This is a genomic window from Oerskovia sp. NPDC057915 (assembly GCF_042887685.1).
Lineage (GTDB): Bacteria > Actinomycetota > Actinomycetes > Actinomycetales > Cellulomonadaceae > Oerskovia.
The window spans coordinates 117,296-132,426 of sequence record NZ_JBHVOS010000012.1 but is presented as its reverse complement, the minus strand read 5'-3'; the positions used below and the strand labels follow the sequence as shown (position 1 = coordinate 132,426).

The 15,131-nt window shown below is 72.9% G+C and carries 14 protein-coding genes; 2 read left to right on the top strand and 12 right to left on the bottom strand.

The window, feature by feature from the left end; genetic code table 11:
* Positions 1–132: 132 nt before the first annotated feature.
* The 8 genes from ACFVQ3_RS10190 to ACFVQ3_RS10155 form a co-directional block, all read right to left on the bottom strand.
* Positions 133–972, bottom strand: a complete 840-nt coding sequence (locus ACFVQ3_RS10190; protein ID WP_387638266.1) for an ABC transporter permease — start codon at positions 970–972, stop codon at positions 133–135.
* Entirely contained in the window at positions 969–2,021 is a 1,053-nt protein-coding gene (locus ACFVQ3_RS10185) for an ABC transporter ATP-binding protein (protein WP_387638263.1), read from the bottom strand. Before ACFVQ3_RS10185 ends, ACFVQ3_RS10190 begins: the two co-directional genes overlap by 4 nt.
* A 157-nt stretch (positions 2,022–2,178) precedes the next feature.
* Entirely contained in the window at positions 2,179–2,976 is a 798-nt protein-coding gene (locus tag ACFVQ3_RS10180) for a hypothetical protein (RefSeq protein WP_387638260.1), read from the bottom strand.
* The gene (locus ACFVQ3_RS10175) at positions 2,973–3,878 is read right to left on the bottom strand and encodes an ATP-binding cassette domain-containing protein (RefSeq protein WP_387638257.1); all 906 of its coding nucleotides are present in this window, start codon (positions 3,876–3,878) and stop codon (positions 2,973–2,975) included. The genes ACFVQ3_RS10180 and ACFVQ3_RS10175 overlap by 4 nt, the downstream gene beginning before the upstream one ends.
* The gene (locus ACFVQ3_RS10170; RefSeq protein WP_387638254.1) at positions 3,875–4,264 is read right to left on the bottom strand and encodes a GntR family transcriptional regulator; all 390 of its coding nucleotides are present in this window, start codon (positions 4,262–4,264) and stop codon (positions 3,875–3,877) included. Before ACFVQ3_RS10170 ends, ACFVQ3_RS10175 begins: the two co-directional genes overlap by 4 nt.
* A gap of 273 nt (positions 4,265–4,537) precedes the next feature.
* On the bottom strand, positions 4,538–5,617 hold the full coding sequence (locus tag ACFVQ3_RS10165) for an aspartate-semialdehyde dehydrogenase (RefSeq protein WP_387638251.1): 1,080 nt from the start codon (positions 5,615–5,617) through the stop codon (positions 4,538–4,540).
* Between the two features lie 14 nt (positions 5,618–5,631).
* Complete coding sequence (locus ACFVQ3_RS10160; RefSeq protein WP_387481192.1) at positions 5,632–6,951, bottom strand: aspartate kinase; 1,320 nt, start codon at positions 6,949–6,951, stop codon at positions 5,632–5,634.
* Positions 6,952–7,175: 224 nt separating this feature from the next.
* The gene (locus ACFVQ3_RS10155; RefSeq protein WP_387638274.1) at positions 7,176–7,973 is read right to left on the bottom strand and encodes a TSUP family transporter; all 798 of its coding nucleotides are present in this window, start codon (positions 7,971–7,973) and stop codon (positions 7,176–7,178) included.
* A gap of 175 nt (positions 7,974–8,148) precedes the next feature.
* Here ACFVQ3_RS10155 and ACFVQ3_RS10150 point away from each other — a divergent pair, with 175 nt between their 5' ends.
* A complete protein-coding gene (locus ACFVQ3_RS10150) occupies positions 8,149–9,255 on the top strand; it encodes an ABC transporter ATP-binding protein (protein WP_387638248.1) in 1,107 nt (368 codons plus the stop codon).
* Positions 9,252–10,394 (top strand): ABC transporter permease, encoded by a 1,143-nt coding sequence (locus tag ACFVQ3_RS10145; protein WP_387638245.1) that lies wholly within the window; start codon positions 9,252–9,254, stop codon positions 10,392–10,394. The genes ACFVQ3_RS10150 and ACFVQ3_RS10145 overlap by 4 nt, the downstream gene beginning before the upstream one ends.
* Before the next feature lie 157 nt (positions 10,395–10,551).
* Here the strand turns inward: ACFVQ3_RS10145 and ACFVQ3_RS10140 are convergent, their stop codons facing one another.
* The 4 genes from ACFVQ3_RS10140 to ACFVQ3_RS10125 all read right to left on the bottom strand — a co-directional run bounded on the left by ACFVQ3_RS10140 (position 10,552) and on the right by ACFVQ3_RS10125 (position 15,060).
* Positions 10,552–11,127: a DUF5063 domain-containing protein gene (locus ACFVQ3_RS10140; protein ID WP_138822668.1), complete on the bottom strand. Its 576-nt coding sequence runs from the start codon at positions 11,125–11,127 to the stop codon at positions 10,552–10,554.
* Positions 11,120–11,719: a recombination mediator RecR gene (recR, locus tag ACFVQ3_RS10135; protein WP_138822666.1), complete on the bottom strand. Its 600-nt coding sequence runs from the start codon at positions 11,717–11,719 to the stop codon at positions 11,120–11,122. Before recR ends, ACFVQ3_RS10140 begins: the two co-directional genes overlap by 8 nt.
* Positions 11,720–11,782: 63 nt before the next feature.
* On the bottom strand, positions 11,783–12,184 hold the full coding sequence (locus ACFVQ3_RS10130; protein WP_387638241.1) for a VOC family protein: 402 nt from the start codon (positions 12,182–12,184) through the stop codon (positions 11,783–11,785).
* A 2-nt stretch (positions 12,185–12,186) separates the two neighbouring features.
* Positions 12,187–15,060, bottom strand: a complete 2,874-nt coding sequence (locus tag ACFVQ3_RS10125; RefSeq protein ID WP_387638239.1) for a DNA polymerase III subunit gamma and tau — start codon at positions 15,058–15,060, stop codon at positions 12,187–12,189.
* Positions 15,061–15,131 lie beyond the last annotated feature (71 nt).

Here is a 15,131-nt window from a genome sequence, read left to right as displayed (position 1 = left end):
ATGTTCTGTGGGGTAGGTTTTTTTTTAAACCCCCCCGCGGACCCCCGTTGGGGTTCCGTACCCCCCCCGAGGGGTCTACCTCACGCACACGGGTCTACCTCGACACGCGGCTCGACGCACCCACCCGCTGGCTCACGACCAGCGGAAGAGCCTCGCTGCGACCGGCAGCAGCACCGCGGTCCACACCGCCATGACCACGAGCTGCGACACCGGGACGCCCGTCCCGAACCAGCCCGTCGTCATGGCCTGCGTCGCCGCGCCGAGCGGCGTGTAGCCCGCGACGGTCTGCACGACCTCAGGCATGGCCGGCCCGGGCGTCCACATGCCCGCGAGGAAGAGCATCGGGAAGTACAGCGTCATCCCGATCGCCGACGCGGTGCTCGCCTTCCCGGCGCGCGACGCGATGAGCATCCCGAGGGAGAACATCGACAGGATCCCCAGCAGGAAGCTCGCCAGGACGACCGCGAGGTTCGTGGGGCCCGCGAGGTCGAACACCAGGCTCCCCACGACCACCGCGAGCAGCGCCGCGACGCAGACCGTCACCAGGTTGATGAACAGGTGCGCGCCGATGAGGCCCTGCGGCCTCATGGGGGTCGTCGAGAGCCTGCGCAGCACGCCCTTCTCGCGGAACGTCGCGAAGTAGACGGGCAGGGTCGTGAGCGCGACCGTGGCGACCGCGGTCGCGAGCGCCACGGGCACGTAGACGGCGACCGCGGTCAGCCCCTCCCACGGCGGCGGCGCGTCGGTGATGACGTCCCGCATGCCGGGGAACGCGAAGCCCACGCCCACGAGCAGGACGGTCGGGAAGAAGAGCGCGAAGAAGACCGTCCCCGGGTCGCGGAGCAGCAGCCGGGCCTCGGTCAGGGTCAGGGTCCGCAGGCCGTGCCAGCCGGTGCCGGCGATCCTGCGGCGCCGGGGGCCGGGCACCCGGCGGGCGCCCTGGGTCGTGGTCCGTGCCGTCTGCGTGGTCATCGCACTGCTCCTTCGGTGTCGGACGGGTCGCCGGTCGGCGAGGGGCCCGTCGCCCCCGTGTGGTCGTACGTCCTGCCCGTGACGTGCACGAACACGTCCTCGAGCGAGCGGGTCATGGTCCGGACGTCGGGCACGACGTCGCGCTCCGCGAGGGCCAGCACGACGGCGGGCAGCACCCGCCGCGTCCCGGTCACCTCGATCTCGCGACCCACGCGCGCCACGGCCCGGACGTCCGCGAGCCCGTCGAGGACCTCGAGGACGCCGGCCTCCTCGTGGGGCTCGACCCGCAGGCGCAGCACGCGCGAGGAGTCGACCGACTCGATGAGCTCGGCCGGGGACCCGGCCGCGACGACGACGCCCTGGTCGATGACGACGAGGCGGTCGCACAGGCGCTCGGCCTCGTCCATGAAGTGCGTCACGAGCAGGATCGTCACGCCCCGGTCGCGCACGCGTTCGACGAGGTCCCACGTCGCACGACGGGCCTGCGGGTCGAGCCCCGTGGTCAGCTCGTCGAGGATCGCGACCTGCGGGTTCCCGACGAGCGCGAGCGCGATCGAGAGCCGCTGCTTCTGCCCGCCCGAGAGCTTCGCGAACTGCCGGTCGCGGTGCGGGGTGAGGTCCAGCAGGTCCATGAGCTCGGCCGTGTCGGCAGGGTCCTCGTAGAACGAGGCGTAGAGCCGCAGCGCCTCGGCCACGGTCATGCGCTCGTTGAGCTCGGCCTCCTGGAGCTGGACGCCCAGGAGCTCGCGCACCGAGGCCGGGTCCGACTGAGGGTCCCGGCCGAGGATCCGGACGGTCCCGGCGTCGGCCTGCCGGAGCCCGGCGAGGCACTCGACCGTGGTCGTCTTGCCGGCCCCGTTGGGGCCGAGGATGCCGAAGATCTCCCCCGGCCCGACGGCGAAGCTCACGTCGCGCACGGCGACGGTGCTCCCGTACGCCTTGCGCAGGGCGACGACCTCGATCGCCGGTGCGGCGCCGTCGGGCACCGGACGTGTCGAGCGTGACGGCGCTGCGGACGGCGAGGGCGAGGTGGGGTGTGCGGTGGTCATGGCGACCTCCCTGAGGGTGTGTTCGCCCGCCGGGCGGCGCACCGGTGGACCCGGGCGCCGTCCGTCGGACGGGATGAACGCTGTGGTGGGTGTGCCCGCCCCGGTCGGGGACGCGGCACGCTAAGGCGTCGTGGACGCCAGGGTCGTCAGAGGTCCGTCAGGTCGTGACGGGAGCGATGGCCACCGACCGGGTGACCAGGTGGAAGGCGAAGGCCGCTGCGGCGAGGCTCAGCAGGCCACCCACCACCGCGGTGAGCACCTCGGCGTCGGCGAGGCCGACCGCCTGGGCGAACGGCCTGCCGAAGTAGCCGCTCTGGAACGCGAGCTCGACGAGGACCAGCGGGAGCAGGAACGGCGGGATCGCGAAGGTCCCGCGCCACACGCCGAAGCCGTAGTAGCCCATGCCGATCGCCGCACCCGCGAGCCAGTAGACGCTGCAGAAGAACAGCTGCACCAGGAACGCGGTGCCGACCTGCCCGCCGTCGGCGTAGAGCTGGGCCCGGTCGAGCTCGGGCGACCAGCCCTGCGCGCGGAACACGAGCCACTCCACGTAGCCGAGCACCGCCGCCACGGCGGCGAACGTGACCCCGAGGATCACCGCCGTGACCCAGGCCGAACGGATGAACGAACGGCGGGTACCTCCTGCCGCGACGTGCACCGCGATCATGGCGAGGGGGGTGATGATGCCCATGACGAACAGGAAGAACTTCGCCGACCCGCTCACGACACCGTCGATCACGCTGCCGTCGAGGATGTCGGTGCGTACCTCGACGTAGCCGATGATGCCCGCGATGACCAGCACGATCGCCCAGAACCACACGCCGATCTGCCACGTGCCGGCTGCCATCGACCAGACGGCGGTGCGCAGCGACCGCTTCTCGGCCGCGCGCCGCACCGTGGCACGTCGCACCTCCCGGTCGGTGAGGGCTGCGGGGCCCACCAGGTTCTCGGTCATGACCGCTCCTCTCGGGTCAGGTGCACGAACAGGTCCTGCAACGGCACCGCGCCGAGCTCGAGGCCCGCCTCGGTCGCCGCGGTGCGCTCGGCGTCGTCGAGCGTGCCGAAGAGCGTGACCTGGGCCGTGCCGCCCAGGCGCTGGCGGGCCAGCACCCGGCGACCGTCGACGAACTGCTCGACCACGGCGGCGGACCCTGTGAGGCTCACTCCCCTGCCGCGGACCGACTCGACGCTCTCCGCGAGGAGCACACGTCCCTTGTCCACGATCACGACGTCCTCGAAGATCCGCTCGACCTCGTCGATCAGGTGGCTCGACAGGATGATCGTGCGCGGGTGCTCCGCGTAGTCCTCGACGAGCGCGTCGTAGAACGCGTACCGGCTGGGCGCGTCCATCCCGAGGTACACCTCGTCGAAGATCGTCAGCGGCGCACGCGACGCGAGCCCGATGATCGCGCCGAGCGCCGAGCGCTTGCCGCGCGAGAGGCTCTCAGGAGCCTTGCGCAGGTCGATCTCGAACAGGTCGACCAGGCGGGCCGCGAGGTCAGCGTCCCAGTGCTCGCGCATCTCGGCGTAGTAGCCCAGGCTGTCGGAGGCCTTGGTCGCGGCGATCGTGTCGCCGCTCTCGCGGACGAGCTGGGTGCCGGCCGTGGCCCACGCGTTCTCGAACGGGTCCTCGCCGTCGACCAGCACGGTCCCGGCGTCGGGCCGACGCATGGCCGCGACGAGCGAGAGGGCGGTGGTCTTGCCCGCGCCGTTGCGGCCGAGCAGGCCCGTGATCGTGCCCGGGCGCACCTGGAGGCTCAGGCCGTCGAGCGCAGGGTGCTTCTCGTCCTTGCCGAAGCTCAGGGTCACGTCCCGGAGCTCGACACCGAACGGCTCGGGGCGGGTGGGGGCGGTCATGAGGTCTCTCCCGTCGGGGTGGGGCGGTCCTGGGGTCCGCGGCCGAGGACGTGGTCCACGATCTCGGCGGGCGTGATGCCCAGCAGGTCGGCCTGGACCAGCGCGGGGCGCAGGACCTCGGCGAAGTAGCGGTCGCGGTGCTCCGCGAGCAGCTTCTCGCGGGCCCCTGTCGCGACGAACATGCCGACGCCGCGCCGCTTGTAGAGGACGCCCTCGTCGACCAGCCCGGCGAAGGCCTTGGCGGCTGTCGCGGGGTTGATGCGGAACGTCGTCGCGTACTGGGTCGTGGACATGACCTGCTCCTCCTCGGCGAGGTCGCCGCTCAGGATCTGGGCGCGGATCTGCTGGGCGATCTGCAGGTAGATGGGTTCAGGTCCGTCGAACATGGGGCCCATCCTCTCGTCGATCGCACGTTCTATGGTTCATTACATGAGTAATGAACCATAGAACCATTGCTCGACGCAAGGGGTCCTCACCCAGAGATGGGCTGTGGCCCCTGATCACGTCGGGATCAGGGGCCACAGCCCACCTCTCGGGGACGGCGCACAGCACGACGGCGCCCACCCACCGGAAGGTGAGGGGCGCCGTCGGGCACTGCGTCGCCTGGCGGGCGTCAGGACCGGCGTGACCTCCAGGTCACGCTCGTCCCGACAGCCGGGTCACGCGGGGGTCGAGGCCTTGCTCGCAAGGTCCGCCGCGACCAGCTCCGCGACCTGCACCGCGTTGAGCGCGGCACCCTTGCGGAGGTTGTCGTTCGAGACGAACAGCACCAGGCCACGACCACCGGGCACGCTCTGGTCGGTGCGGACGCGGCCCACGAACGACGGGTCGGCACCCGCGGCCTCGAGCGGGTTCGGGATGTCCGAGAGCGCGACACCGGGGGCATCGGCGAGGAGCTCGCGCGCGCGGTCGGGCGAGATGGCCTGGCCGAACTCGGCGTGGATCGCGAGCGAGTGCCCCGTGAACACCGGCACACGCACGCACGTGCCCGCGACCAGCAGCTCCGGGAGGCCGAGGATCTTGCGCGACTCGTTGCGGAGCTTCTTCTCCTCGTCGGTCTCCTCCTCGCCGTCGTCCACGATCGACCCCGCGAGCGGCACCACGTTGAACGCGATGTTGCGCGGGAACTTGTCCGGCGCGGGGAACGAGACCGCGCCGCCCGAGTGGACCAGGCCCGTGAGGTCCTGCTCGGCCCCCGCGACCGCCTGGTCGCGCAGCTCGGCCGCGCCGGCCAGCCCCGCACCCGAGACCGCCTGGTACGTCGCCACGATCAGGCGCTCCAGACCGGCCTCGTCCGCGAGCGGCTTGAGGACCGGCATCGCGGCCATGGTGGTGCAGTTCGGGTTCGCGATGATGCCCTTGCGCGCCTCGTGGATCGCCTCGGGGTTGACCTCCGAGACGACCAGCGGGACGTCCGGGTCCATGCGCCACGCGGACGAGTTGTCGATCACCACGACGCCCGCCGCGGCATAGCGCTCGGCTTGCGCCTTGGAGGTCGCACCACCCGCGGAGAAGAGCGCGATGTCGAGGCCCGAGACGTCGGCCGTGGCCGCGTCCTCCACGACGACGTCCTCCCCCTTCCACGGCAGCGTGCTGCCCGCGGAGCGCGCGGAGGCGAAGTAGCGGATCTGCGCGACGGGGAAGTCGCGCTCCTCGAGCAGACGACGCATCACGGCGCCGACCTGACCGGTCGCACCGACGACGCCGACGACGAGGCCTGCGGAGTTCTGGTTGCTCATGATTCTCTCCTCGCTCAACGGCCGGTGCCGGCGTAGACGACTGCTTCGCTCTCGCCGTCCAGCTCGAACGCGGTGTGGATGGCCCGCACCGCGTCGTCGAGGCTGTCGGCACGGGTCACGACCGAGATGCGGATCTCCGACGTCGAGATCATCTCGATGTTGATGCCCGCGTCGCGCAGCGCACCGAAGAGCTGCGCAGAGACTCCGGGGCTCGACTTCATGCCCGCCCCGATGAGCGAGACCTTGCCGATCTGGTCGTCGTACTGGAGCGACGCGAAACCGATCTCGTCGCGCACGGCGTCCAGGGCCGTGGTCGCGAGCGCGCCGTCGTCCATGGGCAGCGTGAACGAGATGTCCGTCAGGCCCGTGGCCGCGACCGAGACGTTCTGGACGATCATGTCGATGTTCGCGCCCGCACCGGCCACGACCTCGAAGATGCGCGCGGCCGTGCCCGGCACGTCCGGGACGCCGACGACGGTGATCTTGGCCTCGCTGCGGTCGTGCGCGACGCCGGAGATGATCGGAGCTTCCATGATGACCTCTGCCTCGTTGCCGGCCGGGGAGCCGGGAGCCTGCTGGGGGACGTTCGGCACCGAGCGCGCGTCGTTCGACACGATCGTCCCGGCCTTCGTCGAGAACGACGAACGGACGTGGATGGGCACGCCGTAGCGGCGCGCGTACTCGACGCAGCGCAGCACCAGGACCTTGGCCCCGCTCGCCGCCATGTCGAGCATCTCCTCGTAGGAGATGTGGTCGATCTTGCGGGCCGTCGGCACGATGCGCGGGTCCGCGGTGAACACGCCGTCGACGTCGGTGTAGATCTCGCACACGTCGGCGCTCAGGCCCGCCGCGAGCGCCACGGCCGTGGTGTCCGAGCCGCCGCGTCCGAGCGTCGTCACGTCGTTGGTGCTCTGCGTGACGCCCTGGAACCCGGCGACGATCGCGACCGAGCCCTTCTCGACGGTCTCGCGGATGCGGTGCGGGACGACGTCGACGATGTGCGCCTTGCCGTGCACGGCGTCCGTGATCACGCCGGCCTGCTGGCCCGTGAACGACTTCGCCTTCACACCGAGGTTGTTGATCGCCATCGCCAGGAGCGACATCGAGATGCGCTCACCTGCCGTGAGCAGGATGTCCATCTCGCGCTGGGGAGGGAGGGGGGTGACCTGCTGGGCGAGATCGATGAGCTCGTCCGTCGTGTCACCCATGGCCGAGACCACGACGACCACGTCGTGCCCGGCCCGCTTTGTCTCTGCGATGCGCTTCGCCACCCGCTTGATGCTCTCCGCATCAGCCACCGACGAGCCACCGTACTTCTGCACGACAAGTGCCACTTGCTGCTCCGTTACGTCGCCGGCCTCCGTCTCTCTCAACGGCCCGCCGGGTGTTTGTCGAGTCGCTCGATGATAGCCCGGCGCCCGGCGCCTCCGGGAGGAGGCCCAGGATGCGACCACCCCCAGCCGGTGGCCGGGGTCGAGAACGGGGTTGAGGCCGTCCCGAGCCCGGTCGCGGCCTCAACCCCGTTCTCGGCGGCGGGTGGCCCCTCCTCGCGCCCCCCTCACTCCCCCAGGCTCGTGACGACGTCGTACCCCAGCTTGCAGATGAGGGCGCCCACCACGACCACGAACACGACCCGCACGAACCCGCTGCCCCTGGCCACGGCCATGCGTGCCCCGATGTACGCGCCGAGCAGGTTCGCGGCCCCGATCGCGAGCCCCAGGCCCCACAGCACCGCGCCGTACGGCACGAAGAAGATGAGCGCCCCGGCGTTGGTCGCGAAGTTGGCGATCTTCGCGAGCGCCGACGCGGGCAGGAACGCGTACCCCAGGATGCTCACGAGCGAGATGACGAAGAACGTCCCCGTCCCGGGGCCGAGCAGCCCGTCGTAGAACCCGATCACGAGCCCGATCCCCGCCGCGGCCCACCGGTGCCCGTTGCCCTCCCAGCGCAGGTCGGTCGTGTGCCCCAGCTTCGGCTTGGCGATCGTGTAGACCGCCACGGCGATCAGGACGACGAGGATGATCGGCTTGAACAGCTCGGCGGGGATCTTCGACGCGAGCGCCGCACCACCCACGGCCCCCACGAGCGCCGCGAGCGCCATGGGCCCGGCGGTCCGCAGGTCCGGCCCCACGCGCCGGTAGTACGTCGTCGCGCTCACGGACGTGCCCATGATGCTCGCGAGCTTGTTGGTCGCGAGCGCCTGGACCGGGCTGATCCCGGGCACGAGCAGCAGCGCGGGGAGCTGGACGAGCCCGCCCCCGCCGACCACGGCGTCGATCCAGCCGGCGGTCAGGCCCGCGAGGACCAGGAGGGCGATCGTCAGGAGGTCGAGCTCGAGCCCGCCCGAGCCGGGCAGCACGATCCCGTCGCCAGCGGCGAGCGGCGCGTGCGCCACGAGAGGAAGCGTCGCGGCGAGGTCCCAGGTCACACGGCAGTCTCGCACGACGGCGGAGAGGTCACCGGGGTGCGGTCCCGTCCCCGACCGGTCGGGCAGGCACGGCCGGTCTCCCCGCACCGCTACGCTCGGCGCCATGACGAGCACAGGGGCTCCCCAGGGGGAACCAGAAGACCACCGACCACCCGACGACACCGACCCCCGTCCCGCACCGGACGTGCCCGCGTCGGGACGGTCCGCGCCGGACGGGCGCGACGCCGTCGGGCCGGAGAAGGCCGGGCCCGCGCGCGCACCGGAGACGCCCGAGCCCCTGCCCGACGGCGCCACCACCCCGGGCGGGATCGTCGCCCAGGGCGTGCGGCGCGCGTTCGGGGCGGTGCGCGCGGTCGACGGCGTGGACCTCGTGGCACGCCCGGGCCGGGTGACGGCCCTGGTCGGGCCCAACGGCTCGGGCAAGACGACGCTCCTGCTCGTGCTCGCGGGGCTCCTCACCCCGGACACCGGCAGCGTCCGTGTCGCGGGCTTCGACCCGGTCACGCAGAGCTTCGCGGCCCGTGCCCGCACCGGGTGGATGCCCGACGCGTTCGGCACGTGGGACTCCCTCACGACCCGGGAGGTGCTCACGACGATCGCGGCGGCCTACCGCCTGCCCGCCGCCGCGGGGGCTGCCCGCGCAGCCGAGCTGCTGGCCCTGGTGCACCTCGAGGAGTACGCCGACCGGCCCGCGAGCGTCCTGTCCCGCGGGCAGAAGCAGCGCCTCGGGCTCGCTCGCGCCCTGGTCCACGATCCTGACGTGCTGCTGCTCGACGAGCCCGCGAGCGGCCTCGACCCGCGCTCGCGCGTCGACCTGCGGGTGCTCGTGCGCGACCTGGCCGCGCGCGGCAAGACCGTCCTCATCTCGAGCCACGTCCTGACCGAGCTCGACGAGATGGCCGACGACGCCGTGTTCCTCTCGCGCGGGCGCACCGTCGCGTCGGAGACCGTGGGCGAGGCCGCGACGACGCGCCGCACGTGGCGCGTGCGCGCGCTCGACCCGTCCGGGCTGCACGCCTGGCTCACCGGGGCGGGGGTCGTGTTCGGCACCGAGCCCGACGGCGCCGCGCTCGTCGACCTCGACAGCGACGCCTCGGCCGCGGCACTCCTGCGCGACGCGGTCGTCGCCGGGGTCCCCGTGGTCGCGAGCGCCCCCGCCGGGGGCATCCTCGAACAGGCCTACCTCGCCCTCGAGGAGGAGCGTCGATGAGCATCCTGCAGCACCCCCTCACCCCCGCCGAGACGGACCCGACGACACCGGCGAGCCCGCCCGCGAACCGCGGCGACTGGGCCCTGTCGTGGCACGGGATCAGGACCGTCGCGACGCTCGAGCTGCGTCAGCGCGTGCGCTCGACCCGGTGGAAGATCGCGCTCGTCGTGTGGTTCGTGGTCGTCGGAGGCATCACGCTCCTGACCTCGGGCGCTCTGACGGCCTGGTCCCCCGGCACCGACGACGTCGCGTTCGGCCCCGTCATCTTCGGCGCAGTGGTGTTCTTCGTCCTGTTCCTCGGGCTCCTCGTCGCACCGACGCTCAGCGCCTCCGCCATCAACGGGGACCGGAACGCCGGCACCCTCGCGACGCTCCAGGTGACGCTGCTGACCGCGGCGGAGATCGTCGTCGGGAAGCTCGTCGCGGCCTGGACCGCGGCGCTCGCGTTCCTCGTCGTGAGCATCCCGTTCATCGCGTGGGCGCTCGTGGCGGGCGGTGTCTCGTTCCTGTCGCTCGTCACGACGATCCTGCTCCTCGCGGTGCTCCTCGCCGTGGTCTGCGCGATCGGGCTCGGGTTCTCGGCGCTCACGACCAAGACCTCGGGCTCCGCGGTGCTGACGTACCTGACGGTCGCGGGCCTCACGGTCGTCAGCCTGATCCTGTTCGGGCTCACGACCCCGCTGGTCACCCAGGACAGCAGGATCCAGGTCTGGACCGTCCCCTCCGACCACGACTGGGAGTCCACCGACATACCCGAGTGCGTCTGGGAGACCATGACGGTCCCGCAGGTCCACACCGAGAGGACCTGGTGGCTCCTCGCGGTCAACCCGTTCGTGATCGTCGCCGACGCGGCCCCCGAGCCCACGCACGCGGACGACGGCGACCCGTTCTACTCGGCGTCCGACCCGCTGTCGCTGATCCGCGCAGGCGTCCGCGCCGCACGGACGGGCCCCGCCCCCGAGCAGGACTGGTGCGGTGGGGGTGCGAGCCCCGTCGACGCACCGGAGCCGGACGACTCCGCCGTGTGGCCGTGGGGCCTCGGCGCGAACCTGCTCCTCGGTGCCGGTGGCGTGGTCCTGGCGGTGCGCCGCCTGCGGGTGCCGTCCGCGAAGCTGCCCCGTGGGACGCGCGTGGCCTGAGCCGGTGGCTCCGTCTGCCGGTGCCCGTCAGGGCGCGGAGGCCACGGACGGACCGGGCAAGGACGTCGGGGAGGGCGCGGCCGGCGGGCCGCGCCCTCCCCGCGTCTCTCGGAGCTGCCCGTCGGCACGGGCCGAGGCGGGTCAGGAGTGCAGCGGGTCAGGAGTGCAGAGCGTCGTACTCCGCCTCGGCCGCGACGTCGTCCTCGACGTCGAGGCGCAGGTGCGCGAGCACGAGCTGCAGGACGCGCAGGGCGCTCGCGGCGCGCTCGCCCCACAGGGACAGGTAGGAGAACTGCCACCACCACAGGGCCTCGAGCTCCTGGCCCGAGTCGTAGTGCTGGAGCCCCTTGGCCAGCGCCTCGGCGATGCACGCGATGTCCCCGGACACGGACGCCTGCCCGACGACCGCACCGAGTACCGGGTCCTCGATCTCCGGGTAGTCGTCGAGGCCGTCGAGCAGCCGGGCCAGGCCCTCGCGCAACGGGTCGAGGTCGGTCTCGGGCCCGGCGTCAGGCTCGAAGCGCTGGTCCGGGACGACGTCCATCATCGCGCCCAGCCGCGCGCCCACGGCCAGCAGGTCGGAGGTCGCGAGGAGCAGCAGCGGGATCGCCGCCTCCGGGGCGGCACCGGAGGCGACCTCGGCGGTCGTCGTGAGGAAGGTGCGCGCCTGCGCGGACACCGAGGCCGCGACGGACCGCAGGTCCGACCCCACGGCCTCTTCGGTCTCAACCACTGACGACCCTCCGTCCCTCGAACGCCCGCCCGAGCGTCACCTCGTCGGCGTACTCCAAGTCTCCACCCACCGGCAGTCCGGACGCCAGGCGGGACACACGCAGCCCCATGGGCGAGAGCATGCGCGTGAGGTAGGTGGCCGTGGCCTCGCCCTCGACGTTGGGGTCCATCGCGAGGATGACCTCCTGGACCGCGCCGTCGGCGAGCCGCGTGAGGAGCTCGCGGATGCGCAGGTCGTCGGGGCCGACGTTGTCGATGGGGTTGATGGCCCCGCCGAGCACGTGGTACTTGCCGCGGAACTCGCGCGTGCGCTCGATCGCGACGACGTCCTTGGGTTCCTCGACGACGCAGATCACCTCGGCGGAGCGTCGGGGGTCTCGGCAGATGCGGCACTGCTCGGACTCCGCGACGTTGCCGCAGATCTCGCAGAAGCGCACGCGCAGCTTGACCTCGGTGAGCGCGTCGGCGAGCCTCCGAACGTCCGCGGCGTCGGCCGCGAGGAGGTGGAACGCGATGCGTTGGGCACTCTTGGGGCCGACCCCGGGGAGTCGGCCGAGCTCGTCGATCAGGTCCTGGACCGCGCCTTCATACACGCCCCCAGCCTACGTGGCGCCGCTGGGTCCGCGGTCCGCCGCGCGGGCGCCACGGGCCGCGGGTCAGTCGTCGGCGGCGACGATCTCCACCTCGAAGCCGTCGGCGTTCTCGAGGTAGGCCGCGTAGTGCTGCGGGCCGCCCGCGTAGGGGTGCGCCTCGGCGAACATGAGGCTCCACCCGTGCTCGGCCGCGCGCGTCACCAGGTCGTCGACCTCGGTACGGCGGCCGCCCGAGAACGCCAGGTGGTTGAGGCCCGGGCGCAGGCGGTCGTGCCTCGCGGCGCGGACGGCCGGGCTCGCCTCGAGCACGATGTACGTCGCGCCGCGCAGCCAGCTCTGGCCCGAGGCCCACGTCTGGAAGCGCGTGTAGCCGAGCTCGTCGAGCAGCCACGCCCACGAGCTCTCCGCGGCGTCGAGGTCCTCGACCCACAGCTCGACGTGATGGAGCTCCCCGCGCGGGCTCACGCTCAGAGCCCGGTGTCGATGGTCTCGTCGATCACGACGCCGCCCAGCAGCTGGGCGACGAGCGGCGCACCGACCAGGCCCGACGACGCGAGGTCCGGGTCGTCGTCGGACGGCGAGTCGTCGTCCATCGAGACCGCGACGCGCGCCGACGACTGCCGTGCCTTCTGCTCGGCGGCCTGCCGTTCGAGCGTCTGGCGGCGTGTCTCGCGCACGCCCGGCGCGGGCCCGGTGGGGACGGCGGGCGTCGGTGCGCTGGGCGCGGACGGTGCCGAGGGAGCGACCGGGCGCTGCGTGGGCCCGCTGCCCGACGGCGCCGCTCGCCGCACGTCCGCCGGTGGCGGTTCGTGGCCCTCGTCGAGGTCGGCGGGGGGCTCTGTCACGGGCAGGCCTGCGAGCCAGGCCTCGTCTGCCGCGTTGACGACCGGGGGCTCGACCACAGGGGCCGCCGGAGCCGCCGGGGCGGGGGGCGGCGACACCGGGGCGGGGCGCTCCTGGAGGGCGACGCCGCCGCGCTGGTCGGGGGCGGTCGCGGTCTCACCCGAGAGCTGCTGCGCTCCTGCACCGTGCGGGGCGGCCGGGGCGCTCGCCACCGGGCCCGCGCCGGGGGTCAGACCGGTCGGTGCGGCGGAACCGCCCGATGCCTGGTCGTCCTGCGGAGGCGTCGGAGTCGTCCGCGTCGTCGCCGGTGCGTCGGAGGGGCTCGCCGGGGGCGTCGCTCCCGACGAGGGCTGCGAGGACGGCACGGGTGCCGGGCCCGCCGTGGTCCGAGCGCGGGGGCTCCCGTCGCCCTCGTCGATCTGGACGTCGACCCGGACCTGGAACCCGAGGGTCTTGTGCACGGCCTCCTGGAGCGCGGCCGAGTTGTTGCCGTTGCGGAACGAGCCCGCTGCGCCGCCGTTGCTGAAGCTGAGGACGAGCGTGCTCTCGGTGAGCTCGGCGACCTCGGCGTTGTCGCGCACGAGCATCCACGTGAGGCGCTTGATGGTGCTTAGCGTCTCGAGGACCTCGGGCCAGCGCAGGATCAGGGCCGCGGTGTCGGAGGACGTCGCCTGGGCGCCCGCGGGCGCTGCGGGCGTTGCAGGCACGACAGCCGCTGCGGGTGCTGCGGGCTGCTGCGCTGCCGGTTCGACCTGCGCGGCGTGCACCGGCTCGGCGTGCGCAGGCTCCGCGTGCGCCGGCTCGACCGTGGGCGTGGTCCCGTGGTCGGGAACGTGCGAGACGACCGGGGAGTGCTCACGCTCGGGTGCGGTCTCGGGGCCGGCCTCCGGCGTGGCAGGCGAGGCCGCAGCGCCACCGACGGGGACCACGACCGGCCACTCGTCGGTCGCCCGAGCGTCCGGCTCGCCCGACGAGGCGGGCGGAGCCGGAGACGCGTCGTCGACCGGCTGACCTGAAACGGCTTCTTCGACGACCGGCGTCGCATCCGGCGCCACGTCGACCGGCGTCGCATCGACCGGCACGGCGTCAGGTACAGCGACGGGCACGGGACGCACGGGCGCTGCAGGTGCGGACGGAGCGGCGGCAGCCGCGACCCCCTCCCCCGTCTTGCGAGCCTGGAGCGCGGCGCGTGCGGCCGCCGCTCCGCTGAGCCCGTTCACGGGGGCGACGGGTGCGCCGTCCTCCACGCGCGGGGTGCGCGGCGCGGCGGTGACGGGGCTCTCGGGTCCACCGGGGCGCGGCGCGGCCGGCGTGGGGCCGCCGGTTCCCAGCCCGCCCCGCTCCAACCGGTCGATGCGGGCTGCGAGCCCCGCGGCGCCGTCGTCCACGCCGGGGAGCAGGAGGCGCGCACACAGGAGCTCGAGGTGCAGGCGGGGCGACGTGGCGCCGCTCATCTCGGTGAGTGCCGCGTTGACGAGGTCCGCCGCACGCGAGAGCTCGGCCGCGCCCAGGTTCTGCGCCTGGGACTTCATGCGCTCGAGCTGGTCGGACGGGACGTCGCGCAGCACGGCGTCCGCGGCCCCGCCGGAGACGGAGATGACGATGAGGTCGCGGAGGCGTTCGAGGAGGTCCTCGACGAAGCGGCGCGGCTCGTGCCCCGTGGTGATGATCTGCTCGACGACCCGGAAGATGCTCGCCCCGTCGCGGGCCGCGAGGGCCTCCACGACGTCGTCGAGCAGCGAGGCGTGGGTGAAGCCCAGGAGGTCCACGGCGCGCTCGTAGTCGACGTTCCCGGCCTCCGCGCCCGCGATGAGCTGGTCCATGACGGACAGCGAGTCACGCACCGAGCCGCCGCCCGAACGGACGACGAGCGGCACGACACCGGTCCCGATCGTCACGCCCTCGGCGGCGCAGAGCTGCTCGAGGTACGGGCCCAGGACGTCCGGCGGGACCAGGCGGAAGGGGTAGTGGTGCGTGCGCGAGCGGATGGTCCCGATGACCTTGTCCGGCTCGGTCGTCGCGAAGATGAACTTCACGTGCGGCGGCGGCTCCTCGACCAGCTTGAGGAGCGCGTTGAAGCCCTGCGGCGTGACCATGTGGGCCTCGTCGAGGATGAAGATCTTGTACCGGTCGCGGGCGGGCGCGAACGTCGCGCGCTCCCGGAGCTCACGGGCGTCGTCGACACCGTTGTGCGACGCCGCGTCGATCTCGATGACGTCGAGGCTCCCCGAGCCGCCACGTGCGAGCTCGATGCACGACGAGCACTCCCCGCAGGGGGTGTCGATCGGTGTCTCCTCGGTGTTGCGCGCGCAGTTCAGGGTGCGCGCGAGGATGCGCGCCGAGGTCGTCTTGCCGCAGCCACGAGGGCCCGAGAAGAGGTAGGCGTGGTTCACGCGTCCGCTGCGCAGCGCCTGCCGCAGGGGTCCGGTGACGTGGTCCTGCCCGATGACCTCGGCGAAGGTCTCTGGCCGGTAGCGGCGGTACAGGGCGGTGCTCACCCCGGCAACTCTAGACGGCGAGGCTGACAGCCCGCACAGCGGGTCCCCAGGGGTGCTGCCCGGGGACCCGC

Excerpts from the sequence above, each read along its gene's own strand:
- ACFVQ3_RS10190 (WP_387638266.1), bottom strand. The coding sequence starts at position 972 with ATGACCACGCAGACGGCACGGACCACGACCCAGGGCGCCCGCCGGGTG.
- ACFVQ3_RS10185 (WP_387638263.1), bottom strand. The coding sequence starts at position 2,021 with ATGACCACCGCACACCCCACCTCGCCCTCGCCGTCCGCAGCGCCGTCA.
- ACFVQ3_RS10180 (WP_387638260.1), bottom strand. The coding sequence starts at position 2,976 with ATGACCGAGAACCTGGTGGGCCCCGCAGCCCTCACCGACCGGGAGGTG.
- ACFVQ3_RS10175 (WP_387638257.1), bottom strand. The coding sequence starts at position 3,878 with ATGACCGCCCCCACCCGCCCCGAGCCGTTCGGTGTCGAGCTCCGGGAC.
- ACFVQ3_RS10170 (WP_387638254.1), bottom strand. The coding sequence starts at position 4,264 with ATGTTCGACGGACCTGAACCCATCTACCTGCAGATCGCCCAGCAGATC.
- ACFVQ3_RS10165 (WP_387638251.1), bottom strand. The coding sequence starts at position 5,617 with ATGAGCAACCAGAACTCCGCAGGCCTCGTCGTCGGCGTCGTCGGTGCG.
- ACFVQ3_RS10150 (WP_387638248.1), top strand. The coding sequence starts at position 8,149 with ATGACGAGCACAGGGGCTCCCCAGGGGGAACCAGAAGACCACCGACCA.
- ACFVQ3_RS10145 (WP_387638245.1), top strand. The coding sequence starts at position 9,252 with ATGAGCATCCTGCAGCACCCCCTCACCCCCGCCGAGACGGACCCGACG.